At 36.9% G+C, this 19,364-nt stretch carries 18 protein-coding genes; all 18 read left to right on the top strand.

The window, feature by feature from the left end; all coding sequences use genetic code 11:
* Window position 1 precedes the first annotated feature (1 nt).
* The 18 genes from ACHRV0_RS12500 (at window position 2) to ACHRV0_RS12415 (ending at window position 19,039) form a co-directional block, all read left to right on the top strand.
* Window positions 2-1,174 (top strand): efflux RND transporter periplasmic adaptor subunit, encoded by a 1,173-nt coding sequence (locus ACHRV0_RS12500; RefSeq protein WP_395441045.1) that lies wholly within the window; start codon window positions 2-4, stop codon window positions 1,172-1,174.
* Window positions 1,175-1,192: 18 nt separating this feature from the next.
* Window positions 1,193-1,732 carry a DUF3347 domain-containing protein gene (locus tag ACHRV0_RS12495; RefSeq protein ID WP_072953512.1) on the top strand — a complete coding sequence of 180 codons (540 nt, stop codon included), beginning with the start codon at window positions 1,193-1,195 and terminating at the stop codon, window positions 1,730-1,732.
* Between the two features lie 178 nt (window positions 1,733-1,910).
* A complete protein-coding gene (locus tag ACHRV0_RS12490; RefSeq protein ID WP_041515710.1) occupies window positions 1,911-4,448 on the top strand; it encodes a heavy metal translocating P-type ATPase in 2,538 nt (845 codons plus the stop codon).
* Between the two features lie 29 nt (window positions 4,449-4,477).
* Window positions 4,478-5,722, top strand: a complete 1,245-nt coding sequence (locus tag ACHRV0_RS12485) for a hypothetical protein (protein WP_395441044.1) — start codon at window positions 4,478-4,480, stop codon at window positions 5,720-5,722.
* Between the two features lie 12 nt (window positions 5,723-5,734).
* Window positions 5,735-6,607: a DUF2911 domain-containing protein gene (locus tag ACHRV0_RS12480; protein ID WP_395441043.1), complete on the top strand. Its 873-nt coding sequence runs from the start codon at window positions 5,735-5,737 to the stop codon at window positions 6,605-6,607.
* Between the two features lie 141 nt (window positions 6,608-6,748).
* Window positions 6,749-7,243 carry a DUF305 domain-containing protein gene (locus ACHRV0_RS12475; RefSeq protein WP_395441042.1) on the top strand — a complete coding sequence of 165 codons (495 nt, stop codon included), beginning with the start codon at window positions 6,749-6,751 and terminating at the stop codon, window positions 7,241-7,243.
* 28 nt (window positions 7,244-7,271) lie between these two features.
* Entirely contained in the window at window positions 7,272-10,058 is a 2,787-nt protein-coding gene (locus tag ACHRV0_RS12470; protein ID WP_395441041.1) for a multicopper oxidase domain-containing protein, read from the top strand.
* Between the two features lie 455 nt (window positions 10,059-10,513).
* Complete coding sequence (locus ACHRV0_RS12465) at window positions 10,514-11,722, top strand: hypothetical protein (RefSeq protein WP_144213033.1); 1,209 nt, start codon at window positions 10,514-10,516, stop codon at window positions 11,720-11,722.
* An 81-nt stretch (window positions 11,723-11,803) separates the two neighbouring features.
* Window positions 11,804-12,127: a DUF6660 family protein gene (locus ACHRV0_RS12460; RefSeq protein WP_115887035.1), complete on the top strand. Its 324-nt coding sequence runs from the start codon at window positions 11,804-11,806 to the stop codon at window positions 12,125-12,127.
* Window positions 12,128-12,205: 78 nt separating this feature from the next.
* The gene (locus ACHRV0_RS12455) at window positions 12,206-14,383 is read left to right on the top strand and encodes a TonB-dependent receptor plug domain-containing protein (RefSeq protein ID WP_115887034.1); all 2,178 of its coding nucleotides are present in this window, start codon (window positions 12,206-12,208) and stop codon (window positions 14,381-14,383) included.
* A gap of 223 nt (window positions 14,384-14,606) precedes the next feature.
* Window positions 14,607-14,939 (top strand): helix-turn-helix transcriptional regulator, encoded by a 333-nt coding sequence (locus tag ACHRV0_RS12450; RefSeq protein WP_115887033.1) that lies wholly within the window; start codon window positions 14,607-14,609, stop codon window positions 14,937-14,939.
* 11 nt (window positions 14,940-14,950) lie between these two features.
* Window positions 14,951-15,436 (top strand): GNAT family N-acetyltransferase, encoded by a 486-nt coding sequence (locus ACHRV0_RS12445; RefSeq protein WP_115887032.1) that lies wholly within the window; start codon window positions 14,951-14,953, stop codon window positions 15,434-15,436.
* 32 nt (window positions 15,437-15,468) lie between these two features.
* Complete coding sequence (locus ACHRV0_RS12440; protein ID WP_115887031.1) at window positions 15,469-15,942, top strand: DUF6428 family protein; 474 nt, start codon at window positions 15,469-15,471, stop codon at window positions 15,940-15,942.
* A gap of 30 nt (window positions 15,943-15,972) precedes the next feature.
* Entirely contained in the window at window positions 15,973-16,587 is a 615-nt protein-coding gene (locus tag ACHRV0_RS12435) for a low molecular weight phosphatase family protein (RefSeq protein WP_115887030.1), read from the top strand.
* A 1-nt stretch (window position 16,588) separates the two neighbouring features.
* Window positions 16,589-17,674: an ACR3 family arsenite efflux transporter gene (arsB, locus tag ACHRV0_RS12430; RefSeq protein ID WP_115887029.1), complete on the top strand. Its 1,086-nt coding sequence runs from the start codon at window positions 16,589-16,591 to the stop codon at window positions 17,672-17,674.
* A gap of 210 nt (window positions 17,675-17,884) precedes the next feature.
* Window positions 17,885-18,241, top strand: coding sequence for a metalloregulator ArsR/SmtB family transcription factor (locus tag ACHRV0_RS12425; protein WP_115887028.1), 357 nt, complete (start codon window positions 17,885-17,887; stop codon window positions 18,239-18,241).
* Window positions 18,238-18,831 (top strand): mercuric transport protein MerTP, encoded by a 594-nt coding sequence (gene merTP / locus ACHRV0_RS12420; RefSeq protein WP_115887027.1) that lies wholly within the window; start codon window positions 18,238-18,240, stop codon window positions 18,829-18,831. The genes ACHRV0_RS12425 and merTP overlap by 4 nt, the downstream gene beginning before the upstream one ends.
* A 1-nt stretch (window position 18,832) precedes the next feature.
* Complete coding sequence (locus ACHRV0_RS12415; protein WP_115887026.1) at window positions 18,833-19,039, top strand: GDCCVxC domain-containing (seleno)protein; 207 nt, start codon at window positions 18,833-18,835, stop codon at window positions 19,037-19,039.
* The last annotated feature ends 325 nt before the right edge of the window (window positions 19,040-19,364 follow it).

The raw sequence follows: 19,364 nt of genomic DNA, 5'->3' as shown, positions 1-19,364 counted from the left end.
AATGGTTTTTCCACTTCTATTTACAGCATGTGCCCAAAAAGAAGAAAAAAAAACCAGTCAGGAAAAAGCTCAAACCTATACCTGCCCCATGCATCCGCAAATTGTAAAAGATGGCCCCGGCTCATGCCCGATCTGTGGAATGGATTTAGTGCCTTTCGAAAAAAACAACGCACAGGACTTTCTAACCTTGGGACCCAGCCAGCAGGCACTAGCTAATCTGACTACAATAACTGCTGGGGAAAATGAATTTTCAAATTCTTCTCATCTTAACGGACGTTTGGTTACTGACCCTGAGCAAACTATTTACATTTCAAGTCGTGTGGCAGGAAGGATTGAAGAGTTGTATGTAAAAGAAACTGGTGTTCCCGTTCGAAAAGGCCAGCCTTTGTACAAAATATATTCAGAGCAGCTTTCAGCCCTGCAGCAGGAGTACCTTCTAGCTACGGCACAGGCTGCAAGCTTTACTGAGGATAAACGATTTGCCCAAATAAAAAATGCTGCAAAACAAAAACTATTATTATATGGACAATCTGAAGCACAGCTTAATGAATTATTAAAAAAACAAAAAGCTTCTCCTTATGTTGTTTATTATGCCCCGGATTCAGGAATAGTTGCAGAACTTTCCATAACAGAAGGCCAATATGTAGCAGAAGGAGGCTCTATTATGAAACTGGAAGATTATACCCGTTTATGGGTCGAAGCTGATGTCTATCCCGCAGATGCTGGTAAAGTTAAAATAGGCCAAAAAGTAAAAGTTATAGTCTCGGGTTATGAAGATCAGCCCCAAACAATGACAGTAGATTTTATAAATCCTGCCCTGCAGACAAGCAAACAGCTCATACAGCTGCGAGGTGCTATTGCCAATCCAAACAAGCAATGGCAGGCAGGTCAACAGGCAATTGTTTTACTGCCTTCATCAGAACAAAAAATGAAATTAACCATACCTGTAGATGCCGTAATAAGAGACGGCAGCGGTACACATGTGTGGATTGAAATTGAAAAAGGCAAATATCAGCCTAGAATGGTGGCTATTGGTTCTGAAACCTTCGATGAAGTCGAAATTACCAGTGGCTTAACAAAAGGTGATATTGTGGTTGCAACTGGCGCCTATCTCTTGTACAGTGAATTTATATTAAAAAAAGGCAAAAACCCAATGTCAGGAATGAAAATGTAATAATTAATCAAGCAAATAATGAAAGAATTAATCAAATCAGGAATCTCCATATTATCAATCTTGTTGCTTATTGCCTGTGGTAATAATGAAAACAAAAAGAAAGAGATTCCACAGAATAAGAAAACGTCAGTCGCAATTACTAAGGAATCCGAAGTAAAGATAAATGATGATCTTTTAAACGCAATTTACAGCCAGTATACTCATTTAACAGTTGCCCTTACTCAAGGTAATATCGCAGAGGCAAAACTGGCAGCTAATGCGATTGAGGCGGGAGCGCAAAAAATCAGCGCCAACAGTAATCTTGTTACAAGTGCTGGGGCAATCGTTTCAGCTCCGGATATTGAAAAGCAGCGAGTAGCTTATTCTCAACTAAGTAATGAAATGGTTGGCTTGCTGAAGAAAGCAGGAATGGCTGACGCTGAGCTGTATGTGCACTATTGTCCAATGGCTTTTGATAATAAAGGGGCAGTATGGATTAGTACTACCAAAGAAGTGCGTAACCCTTACTTTGGAGAAAAAATGCTTAAATGTGGTGAGGTGAAAGAAACAATTAAATAATCAGAATCTAAGATTGAAGACGGTTTGTAATTATTTTTTAGTGTTAAACAATTGGTTGAAACAGCTGATGAGAAACAAGCCATTTGAAACAAGTTTAAAATACATATTAGCTTCAAAAAAAAACACTAACTTTCTATATACTAAACAAATAACACATCGTATCTAAAAAAACAACCTTATGACACATACCTATACAATATCAGGAATGACTTGCGATGGATGCCGCACCAAAGTAGAAAAAACATTAAATGCAGTCGAAGGAATAAAGGCAAATGTCACATTAGATCCACCGATGGCAACCATTACGATGGAAAAACATATTGCCACCGAAGAACTTCAAGCCGCATTAACTGCCGTTGGAAAGTACACCATTGAAATGACTCATGCTACTCATTCCCACGAAAAAACAGCTGAGAAATCATGCTGTAGTACTGCTAATGATCATCAACACAACAAGGATCATAAAAAAATAGCGGTACCTCATAATCATGCCGGTGGAAAATACTATTGCCCAATGCATTGTGAAGGTGATAAAATGTATGATAAAGCCGGAGATTGTCCTGTGTGCGGAATGGATTTGATACAAGAGCCAGCAGCTATTCAAGTACAGCAATATACCTGTCCGATGCATTCGGAAGTTATTACCAATGCGCCTGGTTCATGCCCAATTTGTGGAATGGACTTAGTGCCTATGGAGCCAACGGATACAGAGGAGAACAAAGTATATAAGGAGTTGCTGCAAAAAATGAAAATAGCAATACTCTTTACGGTGCCTATCTTTTTTATTGCTATGATAGAGATGATGCATGACAATCCATTATTGAAAATAATGGACGTTCAAAAATGGAATTGGGTTCAGCTGATTTTCTCACTCCCCGTGATGTTTTATGCCGGTTGGATGTTTTTCGTTCGCGGATGGAAATCAATTGTAACTTGGAATTTAAATATGTTTACCCTTATCGCAATTGGTACTGGGGTAGCATTTTTGTTTAGTATTGTTGGAATGTTTTTTCCGGATGTATTTCCGGAGGAGTTTAAATCGGAACACGGAACAATTCATCTTTATTTTGAAGCGGCAACGGTAATTCTTACACTGGTATTACTAGGACAATTGCTTGAAGCAAGAGCGCACAGTCAAACCAGTGGTGCCATAAAAGAATTATTGAAATTAGCACCTACCGAAGCTACTTTGGTTCTTGAAGGAGTCGATAAAATAATCTCAATCCATGATATCAAAAAAGGTGATTTATTACGGGTAAAACCCGGAGACAAAATTCCTGTGGATGGGAAGATAACCGATGGTGAAAGCACAATAGACGAATCGATGATTACCGGCGAACCAATTCCTGTGGATAAAAAAATGGGAGATGCGGTATCATCAGGAACCATCAATGGAAACAGATCATTTGTTATGATTGCCGAAAAAGTAGGTTCGGAAACTTTGCTTTCGCAAATTATACAAATGGTCAATAATGCAAGCCGTTCCAGAGCACCAATACAGAAACTAGCAGATAGTATCGCCAAATATTTTGTGCCGATTGTTGTTGTTATCTCTGTTCTTACTTTTTTCATTTGGGCAAAATTTGGCCCGGAACCGGCAATGGTTTACGGATTTATCAACGCCATTGCCGTATTGATAATTGCTTGTCCATGTGCACTGGGTTTAGCAACACCGATGTCTGTAATGGTAGGGGTTGGTAAAGGAGCACAATCGGGAATTCTCATAAAAAATGCCGAAGCCTTAGAAAATATGAACAAAGTAAATGTTCTGATTACTGATAAAACGGGGACAATTACCGAAGGAAAACCTTCTGTAGAGAAAATTGTTGCTTTCGAGTATTCAGAAGAGGAACTGTTACAATTTATTGCTTCTTTAAATCAATATAGCGAACACCCTTTGGCACAGGCCGTAGTGAAATTTGCAAAAGCGAAAAATGTCTCTTTGACAAAAGTCAATGATTTTGAAAACATCGCAGGTAAAGGAGTGATTGGAACTGCTATTGGTAAGAAGACGGCATTAGGCAATAAAAAATTAATGGAGCAAGCAGGGGCAATTGTTTCTGCTGTCATAGAAGAGAAAATTATTGCCGAGCAAAAATTAGGAAAGACGGTTTCTTACATCGCTGTAGATAAAAACGTGGTGGGATTTGTAACGATAACCGATGCCATAAAAGAAACCAGTGCTGCTGCTATAAAAGAATTAATGCGTCAAGGAGTTGAAGTAATCATGCTTACGGGAGATAATATAAATACTGCCAAGGCTGTTGCCGACGAATTGCATTTGACTTCTTTTCAAGCAGGCTGTTTACCAGAGGATAAATTAAAAGTAATCGAGAAATTACAAGCTGAAGGAAAAATTGTTGCTATGGCGGGTGACGGTATAAATGATGCGCCGGCTTTGGCACAATCGGATATCGGAATTGCGATGGGAACAGGAACAGATGTTGCAATAGAAAGTGCCAAGATTACATTGGTAAAAGGAGATTTGCAAGGAATTGTAAAAGCTAAAAACCTGAGCCATGCTGTAATGAGCAATATAAAACAAAATCTCTTCTTTGCTTTTATATACAACGTATTAGGGGTTCCTGTTGCAGCTGGAGTTTTATATCCGTTTTTCGGAATATTACTTTCTCCTATGATTGCTGCCCTGGCAATGAGCTTTAGTTCTGTATCTGTTATTGTCAATGCATTGCGATTAAGAAGTTTAAAACTCTAAAGAATAAATAATTTACTATACAAACAAAGATGACCAATCTAGGACAAATTATTCTGCAGTATAAAATTGATAACGAAAGTGTCTACAATACCTGGTTTATATATAACGATCAACGATTAAAGGCATTTCGCACTATAAGACGCGGTGTTCTGCAAGTCATTGAGGATATTAAAAGCAAAACCTTTCCTAATGATTTCAAAGAAAGCAGCCTAGAATTTGTGCTGAGCTGCATTGCCGAACAAAAACAAGTCTTTGCCGGAGTTTCGCATCCGTTTTACTGGAAACCCAAATTACGCATTCCAGATATCTATGAAAATCAAAACAATAAATTGGCTTTTGGTCAGTTTCTTGAAAATTGTATCAATGCCAAGTCTGAAGAACAGGTTGTAAAAGAAATCATAAGACTTGATGAATTAAAAATTAAAGGCTTAGGACCTGCGGTTGCCAGTATTTTGTATTTCATACACCCAACCTGGTTCCCACCATTCAATACTGCTATTCTCAATGGTTTTAATTTTCTTTTTAAAGACAAAAAAAAATTAGGAAGCTGGACAGAATATCTTAAAATTCGAGAGACTTTATTGGAAACTAACAGTTTGCATAAATCTCAGCTCTCAAATGATTTGGGTGCCATTGCGGGATTGTGTTTTGAAATTGGAACTCAGAAAATGCTAATCGGCAGTGATGAATATTTAAGCGAAGCGGAACGTTCAAGATTTGAAAAAAACGTGCACAAGCGCCAGAAAGAAATACTTGACGAAAAACTCGAAGAAAATCTGCATAGCGAAATGCAGTACCATCTGCTAAAAATAGGCAGTTCCCTGGGTTTCGATGTTACTCCGGCGAGTAATGATAAAAGCAAATCGTTTAATGGACAAAATTTTTCCTTTATTTCACTTGGGAAATTCCCTGAGTTGCCTACCGACAAAGACACTCAAAATACCATCAGGCTAATTGATGTGCTGTGGTTCGAAAAAGGCACAAACAAAATTATTGGAGCCTTTGAAGTAGAAAAGAGCACTAGTATCTACTCCGGCATACTGCGGTTGTCAGACCTATACTTTACCATTTCAAACGGACAGGAAGTTTTCTATATCATTATTCCAAACAACCGCGAAAAGGATGTCGTTCTTCAGCTAAATAGGCCCGTTATAAAAAACTCTAAAATGAATATAAAATATATACTGTTTTCTGAGCTGAGAGCTAATTGTGATGCCATATGCAAATTTGGCTCCGACCATTCGATAATGGAAAAAATATCAAAATCAATTTAAAATTAAAAAACTATGAAAAACATAATTCTACTAAGCTTCATTATTATTCAATCGATATCAATTTCTGCACAAGAAAAAGTTCAAATTAAGCTTACCCCTGCCAGTCCCTCTGCATCATTTCAACAAGAAATTGGAAGCGCAACAATCAAGATGACTTTTAGCAGACCCTTAGCTAGAGGGCGAAAAATATTTGGAGAATTAGTACCCTTTGGCAAACTCTGGCGAACAGGTGCCAGCGACTGCACCACCATTAATACCAATGAAGATATCACCTTTGGAAGTAATATCTTAAAAGCAGGAACTTACTCCATATTTACAATTCCTTTAGAAAATGAGTGGACTATTATTATAAATAGTGATATTTCTTTACATGGCGAAACTGGATATGATGAGAAAAAAGACGTTATGCGTTTTACCATTCCCACTGAAAAAACGACTAATTTCTATGAAACTTTTACCATCGAATTAAATGACATCAATAGTAAAGGAGAAGGTTTCCTTAAAATAGAATGGGAAAATACCATGGTTAAAATACCAATGAAGAGCAAAGCTGACAAAGAAATTTTAGCTTTAATTGACAAATATATTATAAATGAGAAAAGTGAAAATGCAACTTTATTATTTCAGGCAGCAAATTATTATTCAGCCACTGGCAGAGCAGATAGCCAAACAGTAGCCTGGTTAACTGAGGCTGAAAAATTGGATTCCGAAAATTTTTATTATCCAGCCTTGAGACAAAAAATAGCTACGGAACTAAAGGATTATCCCAATGCCATTGAAGCAGCAAAGAAAGCCCTAGCAATTGCAGAAAAGAAAAAAATGAAGGGGACAGAAAAATTAAAAAACCAGATTGAAGAATTACAATTATTATTTAAAAGCAAATAAATAATAAGATAAAATATTACAATGAAAAGTATAAACATATAAAAAAAACCTTGGCATCTAAGCTAATACAGTGTTATAGTAAAATTAGACTTGTTTTGTTGGGAAATAGATTAATCAAAATAACTTTTAAAACAAAAAATCATGAAAATGGAACACACAACACAGCAGCATTCAAAAGAGGTTAACTCCAAAATGTATAAAAAACTAGCTATTATGATAATATTGTCATTTTTTTCTATGTATATACTAATGTATTCAATGGTCGATGTTTTTGCTAATATCATTCCTAATGTAAACCAATTTTACATGGCTGGACTAATGACCATGCCGATGCTCATAATAGAGATTATTGTAATGGGTAGTATGTATATGAATAAAAAGTGGAACAAAGTATTACTAATCACAGGCAGCCTTGCTGGGATCATTTTTTTTTCCTGTATCCGACAGCAATCGGCCGTTGAGGATAAACAATTCTTAAAATCAATGATTCCACACCATGCAGCGGCAATCCTCATGGCTAAAGAAGCTTCCCTCCACGATCCTGAAATAAGCCAGCTTGCCCAGGAAATTATAAAAGCACAGCAAGCTGAAATTGCACTTATGAAAGCCAAGTTGAATGAAATGAAAAAAAAATAACAGAACAATCTTCTATAAAAATAGTAATATGAAAAATATACTTAGAATAGTAGTATTTATCATGCTTCCTGTACTAATTCAGGCTCAAGATATGAAAACAATGGATATGGATAAAAAGCCGGTGAAAGAAGCGGAAGAAGACATTACCTACACCTGTACGATGCATCCCGAAATCCATTTACCCAAGCCAGGGAAATGCCCAAAATGCGGAATGGCATTGGTAAAAGAAAAACCAAAAGCTTCAGCTCCAGTAAAAAAAGCAACTGCTGAGAAAGCTAAATCTTCAGCTATACAAAAAGTAGAAACTGATAAGACCCAAGGTGTGAAAAATACTGAAAAGATTAATTCACAGATTTTTTATACTTGTGTAATGCATCTCGAAATTCATTCCCCAAAGCCAGGAAAATGTCCAAAATGTGGTATGGGATTAGTAAAAGAAAAAACTAAAACTACAACAACTGTTAAAAAGCCAGCCGCTGAAAAACCTGCTGCAGAAAATGACAAAACGAATAAAAGCCATGATATGAAAAACATGGAAAAGATAATAGCTAATCCACCTGTAAAAAAGAGAGTGATAAAAGATGAGCCACCAAAAGTGGTCCGATACGATTTATATGTTCGCGATACAGTGGTGAATTTTTCTGGAAAATCAAAAAGGGCGATAGCGGTGAATGGGCAGATACCCATGCCAACTTTAACCTTTACTGAAGGTGATACTGCAGAGATTTATGTCCATAATGAGCTGGATGAAGAAACCTCCTTACACTGGCATGGTTTGTTTTTGCCCAATAAGGAAGACGGCGTGCCTAATCTTACCCAAATGCCAATAAAACCACACAGTACATATAAATATTCTTTTCCAATCAGGCAGCATGGCACTCACTGGTATCATAGTCACTCCGGATTGCAGGAACAAATCGGGATGTATGGTTCGTTTGTGATGAACAAGAGAAATTCCGATCCAAACTTTAGAGAAGGAATAGATGATCTGCCAACGATTCCAATTGTATTAAGCGAATGGACGGATATTAAGCCCGAGAATGTTCATAGGATGTTGCACAATGCCTCAGATTGGTTTGCAATTAAAAAGGGCACAACCCAAAGTTATGGAGAAGCAATTCAACAAGGCTATTTCAAAACCAAGGTTATTAATGAATGGAAGCGCATGAATGCCATGGATGTTAGCGATGTCTATTATGAGAAGTTTTTAATCAATGGAAAAAATGAGAACCAGCTTTCGCAGTTTAAAGCAGGTGATAGAGTACGATTACGTGTTTCAAACGGCGGAGCTTCCAGTAATTTTTGGCTTACCTATGCCGGAGGCAGAATTACCGTTGTTGCTAGTGATGGAAATGATGTTGAGCCGGTTGAGGTAGATCGTTTGCTAATTGCCGTTTCTGAAACCTATGATGTTATCTTAGCCATTCCAGCAGAAAACACCTCCTATGAATTTTTAGCCACGCCAGAGGATAGGACAAAATCGACTTCCCTTTATATCGGGAATGGCGTCAAGCAGCTTATATCGCCTTTACCGAAACTGAAATACTTTGAAGGCATGCAGATGATGAACGATATGATGAAAATGAATGGAGACCTGAATGATATGGGGATGAAGATGTCTTTGAACCAGATGGACATGAACACCGTAATGTACCCCGAAATTACTGGCCCGCAAAAAAGTGGTGGCACTGACATGCCAATGGATATGAACAAAGAGGAAACAAAAGGGGGTGCCGCTGATAAAACGCACGACATGAACAATATGGAAAATAAGTACAATGCTAATGCGCTTGCCGATATTGTCACATTAAATTATGCGATGCTAAAATCACCTACAAGCACGGCACTGTCAAAAGATGCTTCGGTAAGGGAACTTAAATTCGAGCTTACCGGCAATATGAATCGCTATGTCTGGAGTCTGGATAACAGAGTCGTTTCGGAATCAGACAAAATCCTGATCAAAAAAGGAGAAATTTTACGCATTGTTCTGCATAACAATTCCATGATGCGCCACCCAATGCACCTGCATGGCCACGATTTTAGGGTTATTAATGGACAAGGTGATTTCGCCCCTTTAAAAAATATTATTGACATCATGCCTATGGAGACAGATACCATTGAATTCGCTGCAAGTGAAGACGGTGGCGACTGGTTCTTTCACTGTCATATTTTATATCATATGATGAGCGGAATGGGGAGAGTTTTTAGTTATGAAAATTCACCTACAAATCCGGAAATACCTAACCCAAAATTAGCCCAGCGAAAACTTTTTGCAGACGACAGGAAATTCCATTTTATGGCAGAGAATGATTTTGCAACCAATGGAAATGATGGTGAAGCAATGTATCAAAGTACGCGCTGGAGTATTGGAACTGAATGGAGATTAGGATACAATGACATGCATGGTTATGAAACTGAAACACATATTGGTCGATATATAGGAAAAATGCAATGGTTAATGCCATTTGTCGGATTTGACTGGAGATATCGAAAAATGGGAGAAGATGTACAAGAAAGAAACCTTTTTGGTCAAAACAATACTAAAGATAAACGTGCCGTAGCAAGTTTAGGGGTCAATTACACCCTTCCCATGCTAATAGTTGCACAGGCTGAAGTTTTTACGGACGGTAAAGTCAGATTACAGTTTGAACGTAAGGACATTCCAGTTTCCAAAAGGCTAAGAATGAATTTGATGTGGAACACCGACAAGGAATATATGGCAGGACTACGGTATATAATCACCAGATGGGGTTCTCTTTCTTCCCACTATGACAGCGATATGGGCTTTGGCGCCGGTTTTATTTTAAATTATTAATGTTGTCTGATTAGAATATAAAAATATACATTACAATGGATTAAACCGACACTCGATCATTAGAAGGTGCCGCTGATATCACAACTTTATTTATCAATTAAAGAATGCCAATCTTAAATTAAAGATTGGCATTCTTTTATTAGACTATAAAACAGATCCTTCTTTTTATAGTAAGATGAGGATTTGTGATAGTATGCTTTAAATATGCCGCTTCAAGAATTAAAACAATCTTTAAAAATTATTTTAACAAAATACTTAGTAAATTAACAATAAGACATTGAGAAAGAATATTGGAAATAAAATTACAATTATTACTTTTACATACTAATTCTATAGGATATAAGAAGTATGATAATTAAAACGGCAGCAAAAAAAAACACCTACTGTTTTTTCTCTTTTTATTTATCATTCAATTAAGTGCTCAGGAAAAAGACACCATATCTCAGCAGTTTTTAATGAACATAGAAATAAGGCCACGAGCCGAGTACACTTCAAACTATGTACTGCCTCCAAACGACTCTGCCGATCCTTATTTTTACATCACGCAGAGAAATAGGTTTTCTATGCAGTATGCAAGAGAAAAATGGCTAATAAAATCTGATTTGCAGGAAATTCATCTTTGGGACCAAAACAACAGGGCCTCCAAAGTAGAAAGCATCAATTTTTCTCAGTTGTATTTTGAAACTAAATTTAAATCGTTAAATGTACGATTAGGAAGGCAAAGCATTTTATTAGATAATGGCAGACTGTTCTCTGATGCGCCCTGGGCACAGCAAGGAAGAGCTCATGAAGGAATCCGAATAATGAAATATTCAAAACATCTCTCTAATGACTTTTTCTTTTTATTTACCAGAGATTACAATACTGGATTTGAGCCGGCCTATTCACCTGTAGCTTCCAATAAATATAAATATCTGCTGGCAAATAGCCTTATTTACAATACTAGTAAAGGATTTTCATTTAACTCATTAAATGCAGTTGATTTTTTAGAGAACGCAAATTCGCAGCAACTATATACTCGTGCAACGATGGGTGGCCGGATAGATTTTAGAAATAAGCAATGGTATTATACCCTAAATTCCTATCTGCAGTTTGGCCGTAATGTTAAAGGTCAAAAATTATTGGCGTACTATTTTCAGCCTGAGATTAAATTGTCGCTGTTAAAATCTACCTGGCGTTTAGGTGCTGAAATAATTAGCGGAAGCAAATCTAAATTGTCTAGCAGCAGGTCTGGGGATTTTGATGTATTGTATGGGGTTACATGGAAATTCAATGGAAACATGAATGTATTTACACGTTTTCCAAATGATGTTAATGGAAAAGGGTTGGTAAATCCTTATTTGTTTACAACAATTCCGCTAAACAATAAATTAACACTTCGCTCCGATTTTCACTTATTTTACACCCAATATCCCCTTTTAAATAATTCAGGTCAGGAAATGTCAAAGTTTCTTGGGTTTGAAAATGATTTTTCAATAAAATACATGCCTGTCAGAGAAATAGAAATAAATTATGCCTTTTCATTTTATAAGTCATCAGGGGCTATGCAGTACCTGCCAAAAATACAAGATGAAAATAAGCTGGCTCTTTGGAGCTATCTTATGGTCTCGTATAATTTTAATGCCCTAAATTTAAAGACACTTAAAAAAAAGCACTTAAATTAAAGTATTTTTTAATGCATTTGCTTGGAGAATGACTATAATAAAAATACATTTTTAATCATAATTTATATTTAAATTCGCAGTGTGAAAGCATTGGCAACAATAATATCGTTTATAGTACTGTTCCTTTCAACAGTACCATGCTCTGCATTAGTGAAACACTCAAAATGCGCAGTAGAGAAAAACTGCGGTAATGATTCACATGACTGCGGTAATGACTGCAATGGAAAATGCTCCCCCTTTTATTCCTGCGGGACTTGTGTGGGGTTTACAATAAATTTTAACTCTGCAGTTATTACTGAAAAATTAGAATTTATTCTGCACGATGTTTCGCCAACACCAACTTACAATAAATTTGTTGATTCTTCATTCATCTGCAAAATCTGGCAGCCTCCCAAAATTTCTTAGTCTAAAAACAGTGTTATTTTGCATGATTCTTTAATCATGTAAGGCTATTATGTCTATTAACCATTAAGAAAAATCTAAATGCTCAAATATATTTTACTGATTGTGGCAATAACATCTATTGGCACTGCGCAGGCACAGAATAAAATTACTTTTCATATAAAGAATGCTGATAATAATGAAGCTGTAAAAGGTGCTTCAGCAAAAATTGAAGAAACCAATTCCGTTATCTCATCTGGTAATGATGGCAACATCATTATTGAAAATTTAAAAGATGGAGATTACACATTATCCATTTCAATAGAAGGATTTGCCCCAAATAAAACGCTTTTTAAAGTACCTTCAACTGTCAGTCTTATAGAAATAAAATTGCAGAGCGAGGAAGAAGAGGCTGAAGAAATGGAAGAAATTATTGTTACTTCAACAAGAGGTACCAGAACCATCAGCAATATTCCAACCAGAGTTGAATTCATTGCCGGAGAAGAGCTGGAAGAAAAAGCCAATATGAAACCCGGAGACATTCGTATGATGCTTAATGAAAGTACCGGAATTCAGACCCAGCAGACTTCTGCAACTTCAGGAAATTCTTCCATCAGGATTCAAGGCTTAGACGGAAGATATACCCAGATTCTAAAAGACGGTTTTCCTTTATACTCTGGCGCGTCAAGCGGACTTGGGTTACTGCAGACTCCTCCATTAGATTTAAAGCAGGTTGAAATAATCAAAGGTTCCGCCTCTACTCTTTACGGTGGAGGAGCAATCGCTGGTTTAGTAAATCTTGTTTCTAAAACCCCGACCGAAGAAAGGGAGCTGCGATTTTTAATTAATGGAACTTCAGCTCTTGGACTGGATATAAATGGATTTTATTCTCAGCAGTTTGATAAAATTGGATTAACTGTCTTTGCTTCCCACGATCGCAACGCTCCTTATGATCCCGCTCATATACAGCTTACAGCTATTCCTAAATTTGAGCGTTTTAATTTTAACCCTAAACTTTTTGTCAATTTTAATGAAAATACCAAACTTAATTTCGGCATCAATACCGTTTTTGAAAACCGTTTAGGCGGAAATATTGAGTACATCAAAGATCAAAGTAAATATCCTGACAGTTATTTCGAAAAGAATAAAACACAGAGAATAAGCACGCAATTTTCCCTGACACATAAATTTAATGAGCAGGAATCGGTTACAATTAAAAACAGTTTTAATAATTTCAGCCGTGTCATCACCATTCCTGATTATGTATTTGATGGTCTGCAGAATAGTACCTTTTCTGAAATCAGTTATTCTAAAAACGGCAAAATTGCTCAATGGGCTGCTGGTGTAAATTTATATACGGACAGCTTTACTGAAAACAGTCCAACCGCTTTTCCGTTAAGAAATTATAATCAGATAACATATGGGGCTTTCCTTCAGAACACCATAAAAGCAAAAGAATGGCTGGAAATTGAAACAGGCCTCAGAAGTGATTATGTAATTGATTACGGATATTCTCTCCTTCCGAGAATTTCGGCATTATTTAAATTCAATTCTAAGCTTACATCCAGAATTGGAGGAGGCCTAGGCTACAAAACACCAACGATTTTTACAGAAGAAAGCGAACGCATCCAATATCGAAATGTATTGCCTATTAACAGCGATTTCAATAAACTTGAAAAAAGCTACGGTGTTAACTTTGATATAAACTATAAAACTAAAATTACCAATGACCTTTCCTTATCATGGAATCAGTTATTTTTCTACACGAATGTTGATAATCCTCTTATATTAAATTCTCTTCCTGATGACCTTTATCAGTTTGCAAATGTTAATGGATATTTGGATACTAAAGGAACTGAAACAAATGTGAAATTAGGATATAAAGATTTTAAATTATTTCTGGGGTATACCTTCACTGATGCTTCTATAAATGCAAATGGAGTAAAATCCGAAAATCCTCTTACCGCAAAACACAGATTAAATAATGTTTTAATGTATGAAGTTGAAGATAAATGGAAAGTTGGTTTAGAAGCTTACTATTACAGCAATCAAAAATTAAGTGATGGCACGACCGGAACAGCTTACTGGATTTTTGGCTTTATGGCAGAAAGGCTTTGGGAAAATTTTTCCCTTTATGCCAATTTTGAAAATTTTACTGATACCCGGCAAACTAAATTTGGAAGCATATATACAGGTCCTATTTCAAATCCTGTTTTCAAAGATATCTATGCTCCTCTGGACGGATTTGTTGTGAATGCAGGAATAAAGATAAAAATTTAAAGCGAAATACAGTGGCAGTCAATTTTTCGGACTACGGAATTACGCCTAAAGATTGCCATATTTTCAGAGACCTTGGAGTGGTATTCCAAGGTCTTTTTTATTTCATATATATATGATATACAATATGTTGCAAAACACACAAACGCACTTTTAGAAAATTTTCTTATTCAACTGCATGATAATTAAATTTTATATCGTAATATTGCAATATAAATATAAAACGATGGGAGCAACAAAAACAGATCACTTTACAGAAAGCCAGAACGAGCTGGCTGTTTTAGCCAAAGCACTAGGCCATCCTGCGCGTATTGCAATTATGGAATATTTATTAAAAGTAGATGCCTGCATCTGCGGGGATATTGTAAATGAACTTCCCCTTTCACAGCCGACGGTTTCACAGCATTTGAAAGAATTGAAAAATGCAGGCTTGATTAAAGGGAGCATCGAAGGAAATTCTATCTGCTACTGCATCAATGAACCTGGACTTGAAAAAATAAAAGGTTTCTTTCAGCACATATCAGATCATCTTGCCAAAAAGAAAAGCGAATGCTGTTAATTTAAAAGGATATGGAAATCAGAAAACTTTCGGCCAAAGATTGGGATCAGGTAAAAATAATTTACCAAAAAGGGATAGATACCGGCAATGCCACTTTCCAGACCAGCGCCCCTTCATGGGAAGACTGGGACAATTCACATCTGGCATCCTGCAGAATTACAATGCAGGAAGATGGCAAGGTGATTGGCTGGGCTGCCCTTACCCCTGTTTCTTCCCGCTGCGTTTATGCAGGGGTAGCAGAAGTAAGCGTATATGTGGATCCCGCACATTCAGGAAAAGGAATCGGGCTAACCCTTTTAAATGAACTTGTCAGACAAAGCGAAGCAGAAGGAATCTGGACGCTTCAGGCAGGGATCTTTCCTGAGAACACGGCAAGTCTCCGCATTCATGAAAAAGCAGGTTTCAGGATACTTGGAACAAGGGAGAAAATCGGAAAACAAAATGGTACCTGGAGAGATACTGCGCTTCTTGAAAGAAGAAGCTCCCTTATTATTTAATAAAAATATAGTATAACTAAATATAAGAAATTATGAAACTTTCAGAAATTAAAGAAGTGCTTAAAACAGTAGAAGCTGTAAATTTTGAACTGCCGGACGGAACATTTGTACCGGAATATTTCCACGTAACAGAAGTGGGTCTTGTTACCAAAAACTTCATCGACTGCGGAGGAACAGTAAGAAAAGAGACTGTTGTAAACTTCCAGCTTTGGGATGCCAACGACTACGAGCACAGGCTTAAGCCTCAGAAGCTGATCCACATCATTGAGCTTTCAGAAAAAGTATTGGGAATTGAAGACAATGAAATTGAAGTGGAATACCAGAACACCACTATCGGCAAATACGATTTGGATTTTAACGGTAAAAATTTCACTCTGCTTAACAAGCAGACAGCCTGCCTTGCTCAGGAGCAGTGCGGTATTCCTTCAGACAAGCCTAAAGTAAAATTATCTCAGTTAAATTCTGATAGCGGTTCTTCATGCACTCCAGGCGGAGGATGCTGCTAATCATTAACCATAAACTATTAGCCAAAAACTATGTTATATCCACAAATTGAGAATACAGTTAAATCATTTGATTTTAAGCAGATTTCAGAAGAGCGCAAAGCAGTCCTGCAGCCATTAATCGACTTCATTCAGACCAAAGTGGACAGTAAGCTGGAAACCAGACTGAACCTAATCTGCACGCACAATTCCAGAAGAAGCCACTTATCGCAGGTTTGGGCGCAGACTGCCGCTGCCTATTACGGCATCAGAAACGTTTCATGCTATTCAGGAGGAACCGAGGCTACTGCCCTTTTCCCGATGGCAGCGGAGACTTTGAAGGATTCAGGATTCAATATCAAAACGCTTTCAAAGGGATCAAACCCTGTTTATTCAATAAAATATTCAGCTGATGAACTTCCCGTTATAGGTTTTTCTAAAACCTATGATGATGATTTCAATCCTGAAAGCGGATTCGCCGCAATAATGACCTGCTCGCAGGCTGACGGCGGATGCCCGTTTATAGCTGGCGCAGAGAAAAGGATCCCAATTACTTTTGTAGATCCAAAAATTTCCGACGGAACGCCCCAGCAGAAGGAAACTTATCTGGAGCGAAGCCTGCAGATAGGAACTGAAATGTTTTACGTATTCTCACAAATAAAAAAATAAAATGTCAGCAAATAACTGTGCACCAGCCGTCGGACGCAAAAAACTAGGCTTCCTTGACCGCTTCTTGACCCTTTGGATTTTCCTTTCTATGGCTATAGGTGTGGCAATAGGATACTTTATTCCTTCCAGCGGAGATTTCATCAATTCTTTCTCCAGCGGAACAACAAACATTCCATTGGCAATAGGACTTATCCTGATGATGTACCCGCCTCTGGCAAAAGTAAAATACGAGCAGATGGGACAGGTTTTCAAAAACACAAAAGTCTTAGGTGCCTCTTTATTTCTGAACTGGATTGTAGGCCCTGTTTTGATGTTTTTATTGGCGCTCCTGTTTTTAAGCGGATATCCTGAATACATGATCGGGGTGATCCTGATCGGTCTGGCACGCTGTATCGCAATGGTTGTGGTATGGAACGATCTGGCAGACGGAAACCGTGAATATGCAGCAGGACTTATTGCCCTTAACAGTATTTTTCAGGTGCTGCTTTACAGTGTGTACGCTTATATTTTTATAACCATTCTCCCTCCCTATTTTGGATATGATGGTTTTGAGGTGAACATCAGCATAGCACAGATTGCTGAGAGTGTCGGTATCTATCTAGGTATTCCTTTTGCATTGGGAATCATAAGCCGTTACACTTTGATAGCTTTAAAAGGTTCTGAATGGTTCGAAACTAAGTATGTGCCTTTTATCTCGCCGATTACTCTTATTTCACTTCTCTTTACGATCATTGTAATGTTCAGCCTGAAAGGGGAACTTATTGTTCAGATCCCTATGGATGTTGTGCGTATTGCAATACCGCTTGTGATTTATTTTACTTTGATGTTTGTCATCAGCTTTTTCACTGGTAAATATTTTGGGGCAGACTATTCAAAAGCAACATCTATAGCATTTACAGCAACTGGGAATAATTTTGAACTTGCCATTGCTGTGGCAATCGGAGTGTTTGGAATAAACAGCGGCCAGGCTTTCGCAGGTGTTATAGGTCCTCTGGTAGAAGTGCCTGCTCTTATTGCACTGGTAAATCTTGCATTCTGGTTCAGAAAGAAGCATTTTACAAAGCAGGTATCTGCAAAAGCTGCTTAGTAGAAATATGAGAAATGTTCAACGCATTGCTGTCATGACGATTCTGGAACTTGTGCTCTGAAGGATTGCAAAAAGTTTTTTTTCACCCTAATGCTTAAAAGACAACTCAAAAAGTTGCCTTTTTTTATGCGCAGGAATATTCATAAATTTAATTCAAATGTTTTGTATTTTAGCATTTGCTTAAATAAGCAAAAAGTATAAATTTGCATTATGGAAGATATAACTTGTATACGGCAACAGGCAGATATAAAACAAATAATCCGCTGTAAAGACAGAGTATCAGAACTCAATGCCTCATTTGACTATTTATCAAGTGGGCTTGAATTGGCTGGCAACAATGTGAGATTAAGAATTCTTTTTTTGCTTTATGAAGAAAAACAGCTCTGTGTTTGTGACATAAGTGATATTCTTGACATGAGTATTTCTGCAATTTCACAGCACTTACGGAAACTAAAAGACAGAAAACTTATTGAAACTAAACGGGAAGCGCAGACCATTTTCTATTCATTAACAAAGGAGTATGAAAAAATGCTAAGACCTTTCTTCGAAATTTTAGAGAAAATATGAAAACAGAGAATAAAATGATCGGAGCTGGATTTTTCACAGCAGTAGCTGCTTCATTGTGCTGCATTACGCCCATATTAGCATTAGTTGCCGGAACAAGCGGGATTGCTTCTGCTTTTTCATGGCTTGAACCAATGAGGCCTTATTTCATCGGCCTGACGGTTTTAATTATTGGTTTTGCTTGGTATCAAAAGCTGAAAACTAAAAAGCCGATAGACTGTAACTGCGATTTAGAAGAAAAGCCGAAATTCGTTAATTCAAAAATGTTTCTAGGAATTATTACAGTATTTACATTCCTTATGCTTTCGTTTCCATACTACTCAAACATTTTTTATCCAAATACAGAAAAGAAAATCTTGGTCGCGAAAGAAACCAGCACTCAAAAAGCTGAGTTTAGAATCAGCGGAATGACTTGTGCCAGCTGTGAAAAACATGTGAATCATGAAGTAAACAAATTAGAAGGAATAATAAATTCAGATGCAAATTATACCAATGGTAATGCTGTTGTAGAATTTGATAATTCCAAAATCACAATTGCCGAAATTGAAAAAGCAATTAATTCAACAGGCTATACAGTAACTAACAAAAAATAAAATGAAAATCGTTCTACAATCTATAATAACCTGCCCTCTTTGCTCCCACAGCAAAGAAGAAACAATGCCGACAGATGCATGCCAATTTTTCTACGAATGTGAAAACTGCAAACAAACTCTTAAGCCAAATCAAGGAGACTGCTGTGTTTATTGTAGTTTTGGAAGTGTGCCGTGTCCACCAATCCAACAGAACAAAAAATGCTGCTAAAGTGAATCTGGTTAAACAGTAATCTTTTTAACTAAATCTTTCTAAAAGCCAATTTCCTTTTGATCAAAACAGAGACAACTCAAAAAACAATCCTTCGCATGACTTTAGTATAGGTTAATCTTTTATTTTTCTTCAATTCTATCATTCTGGGGACTTAACAATTTTAAATTTTCCAGTGGTAAAGCATAATTTATATAAACTGATTCGATACTATAGTCCACAGAAATAATACATTTTGAAAATTCAGAATTAATTCAAAATCGAATTGTAATTTTACAAGTTAATAAAAAATGACGTGCCAATTTTTTAAATTTAGTTTTTACAC

The sequence above is a fragment of the Flavobacterium sp. FlaQc-30 genome (assembly GCF_044005885.1).
Taxonomy (GTDB): domain Bacteria; phylum Bacteroidota; class Bacteroidia; order Flavobacteriales; family Flavobacteriaceae; genus Flavobacterium.
Note: the sequence above shows the minus strand (reverse complement) of the source record. Positions and strands in the feature narration are given on the sequence as shown.

What these genes read in the sequence shown, in the direction of transcription:
- ACHRV0_RS12450 (WP_115887033.1), top strand. Translation starts at nt 14,607, where the DNA reads ATGGGAGCAACAAAAACAGATCACTTTACAGAAAGCCAGAACGAGCTG.
- ACHRV0_RS12455 (WP_115887034.1), top strand. Translation starts at nt 12,206, where the DNA reads ATGCTCAAATATATTTTACTGATTGTGGCAATAACATCTATTGGCACT.
- ACHRV0_RS12500 (WP_395441045.1), top strand. Translation starts at nt 2, where the DNA reads ATGGTTTTTCCACTTCTATTTACAGCATGTGCCCAAAAAGAAGAAAAA.
- ACHRV0_RS12425 (WP_115887028.1), top strand. Translation starts at nt 17,885, where the DNA reads ATGGAAGATATAACTTGTATACGGCAACAGGCAGATATAAAACAAATA.
- ACHRV0_RS12475 (WP_395441042.1), top strand. Translation starts at nt 6,749, where the DNA reads ATGAAAATGGAACACACAACACAGCAGCATTCAAAAGAGGTTAACTCC.
- ACHRV0_RS12445 (WP_115887032.1), top strand. Translation starts at nt 14,951, where the DNA reads ATGGAAATCAGAAAACTTTCGGCCAAAGATTGGGATCAGGTAAAAATA.
- ACHRV0_RS12495 (WP_072953512.1), top strand. Translation starts at nt 1,193, where the DNA reads ATGAAAGAATTAATCAAATCAGGAATCTCCATATTATCAATCTTGTTG.
- ACHRV0_RS12440 (WP_115887031.1), top strand. Translation starts at nt 15,469, where the DNA reads ATGAAACTTTCAGAAATTAAAGAAGTGCTTAAAACAGTAGAAGCTGTA.
- ACHRV0_RS12485 (WP_395441044.1), top strand. Translation starts at nt 4,478, where the DNA reads ATGACCAATCTAGGACAAATTATTCTGCAGTATAAAATTGATAACGAA.
- ACHRV0_RS12435 (WP_115887030.1), top strand. Translation starts at nt 15,973, where the DNA reads ATGTTATATCCACAAATTGAGAATACAGTTAAATCATTTGATTTTAAG.
- ACHRV0_RS12465 (WP_144213033.1), top strand. Translation starts at nt 10,514, where the DNA reads ATGAACATAGAAATAAGGCCACGAGCCGAGTACACTTCAAACTATGTA.
- ACHRV0_RS12470 (WP_395441041.1), top strand. Translation starts at nt 7,272, where the DNA reads ATGAAAAATATACTTAGAATAGTAGTATTTATCATGCTTCCTGTACTA.
- merTP (WP_115887027.1), top strand. Translation starts at nt 18,238, where the DNA reads ATGAAAACAGAGAATAAAATGATCGGAGCTGGATTTTTCACAGCAGTA.
- arsB (WP_115887029.1), top strand. Translation starts at nt 16,589, where the DNA reads ATGTCAGCAAATAACTGTGCACCAGCCGTCGGACGCAAAAAACTAGGC.
- ACHRV0_RS12490 (WP_041515710.1), top strand. Translation starts at nt 1,911, where the DNA reads ATGACACATACCTATACAATATCAGGAATGACTTGCGATGGATGCCGC.
- ACHRV0_RS12415 (WP_115887026.1), top strand. Translation starts at nt 18,833, where the DNA reads ATGAAAATCGTTCTACAATCTATAATAACCTGCCCTCTTTGCTCCCAC.
- ACHRV0_RS12480 (WP_395441043.1), top strand. Translation starts at nt 5,735, where the DNA reads ATGAAAAACATAATTCTACTAAGCTTCATTATTATTCAATCGATATCA.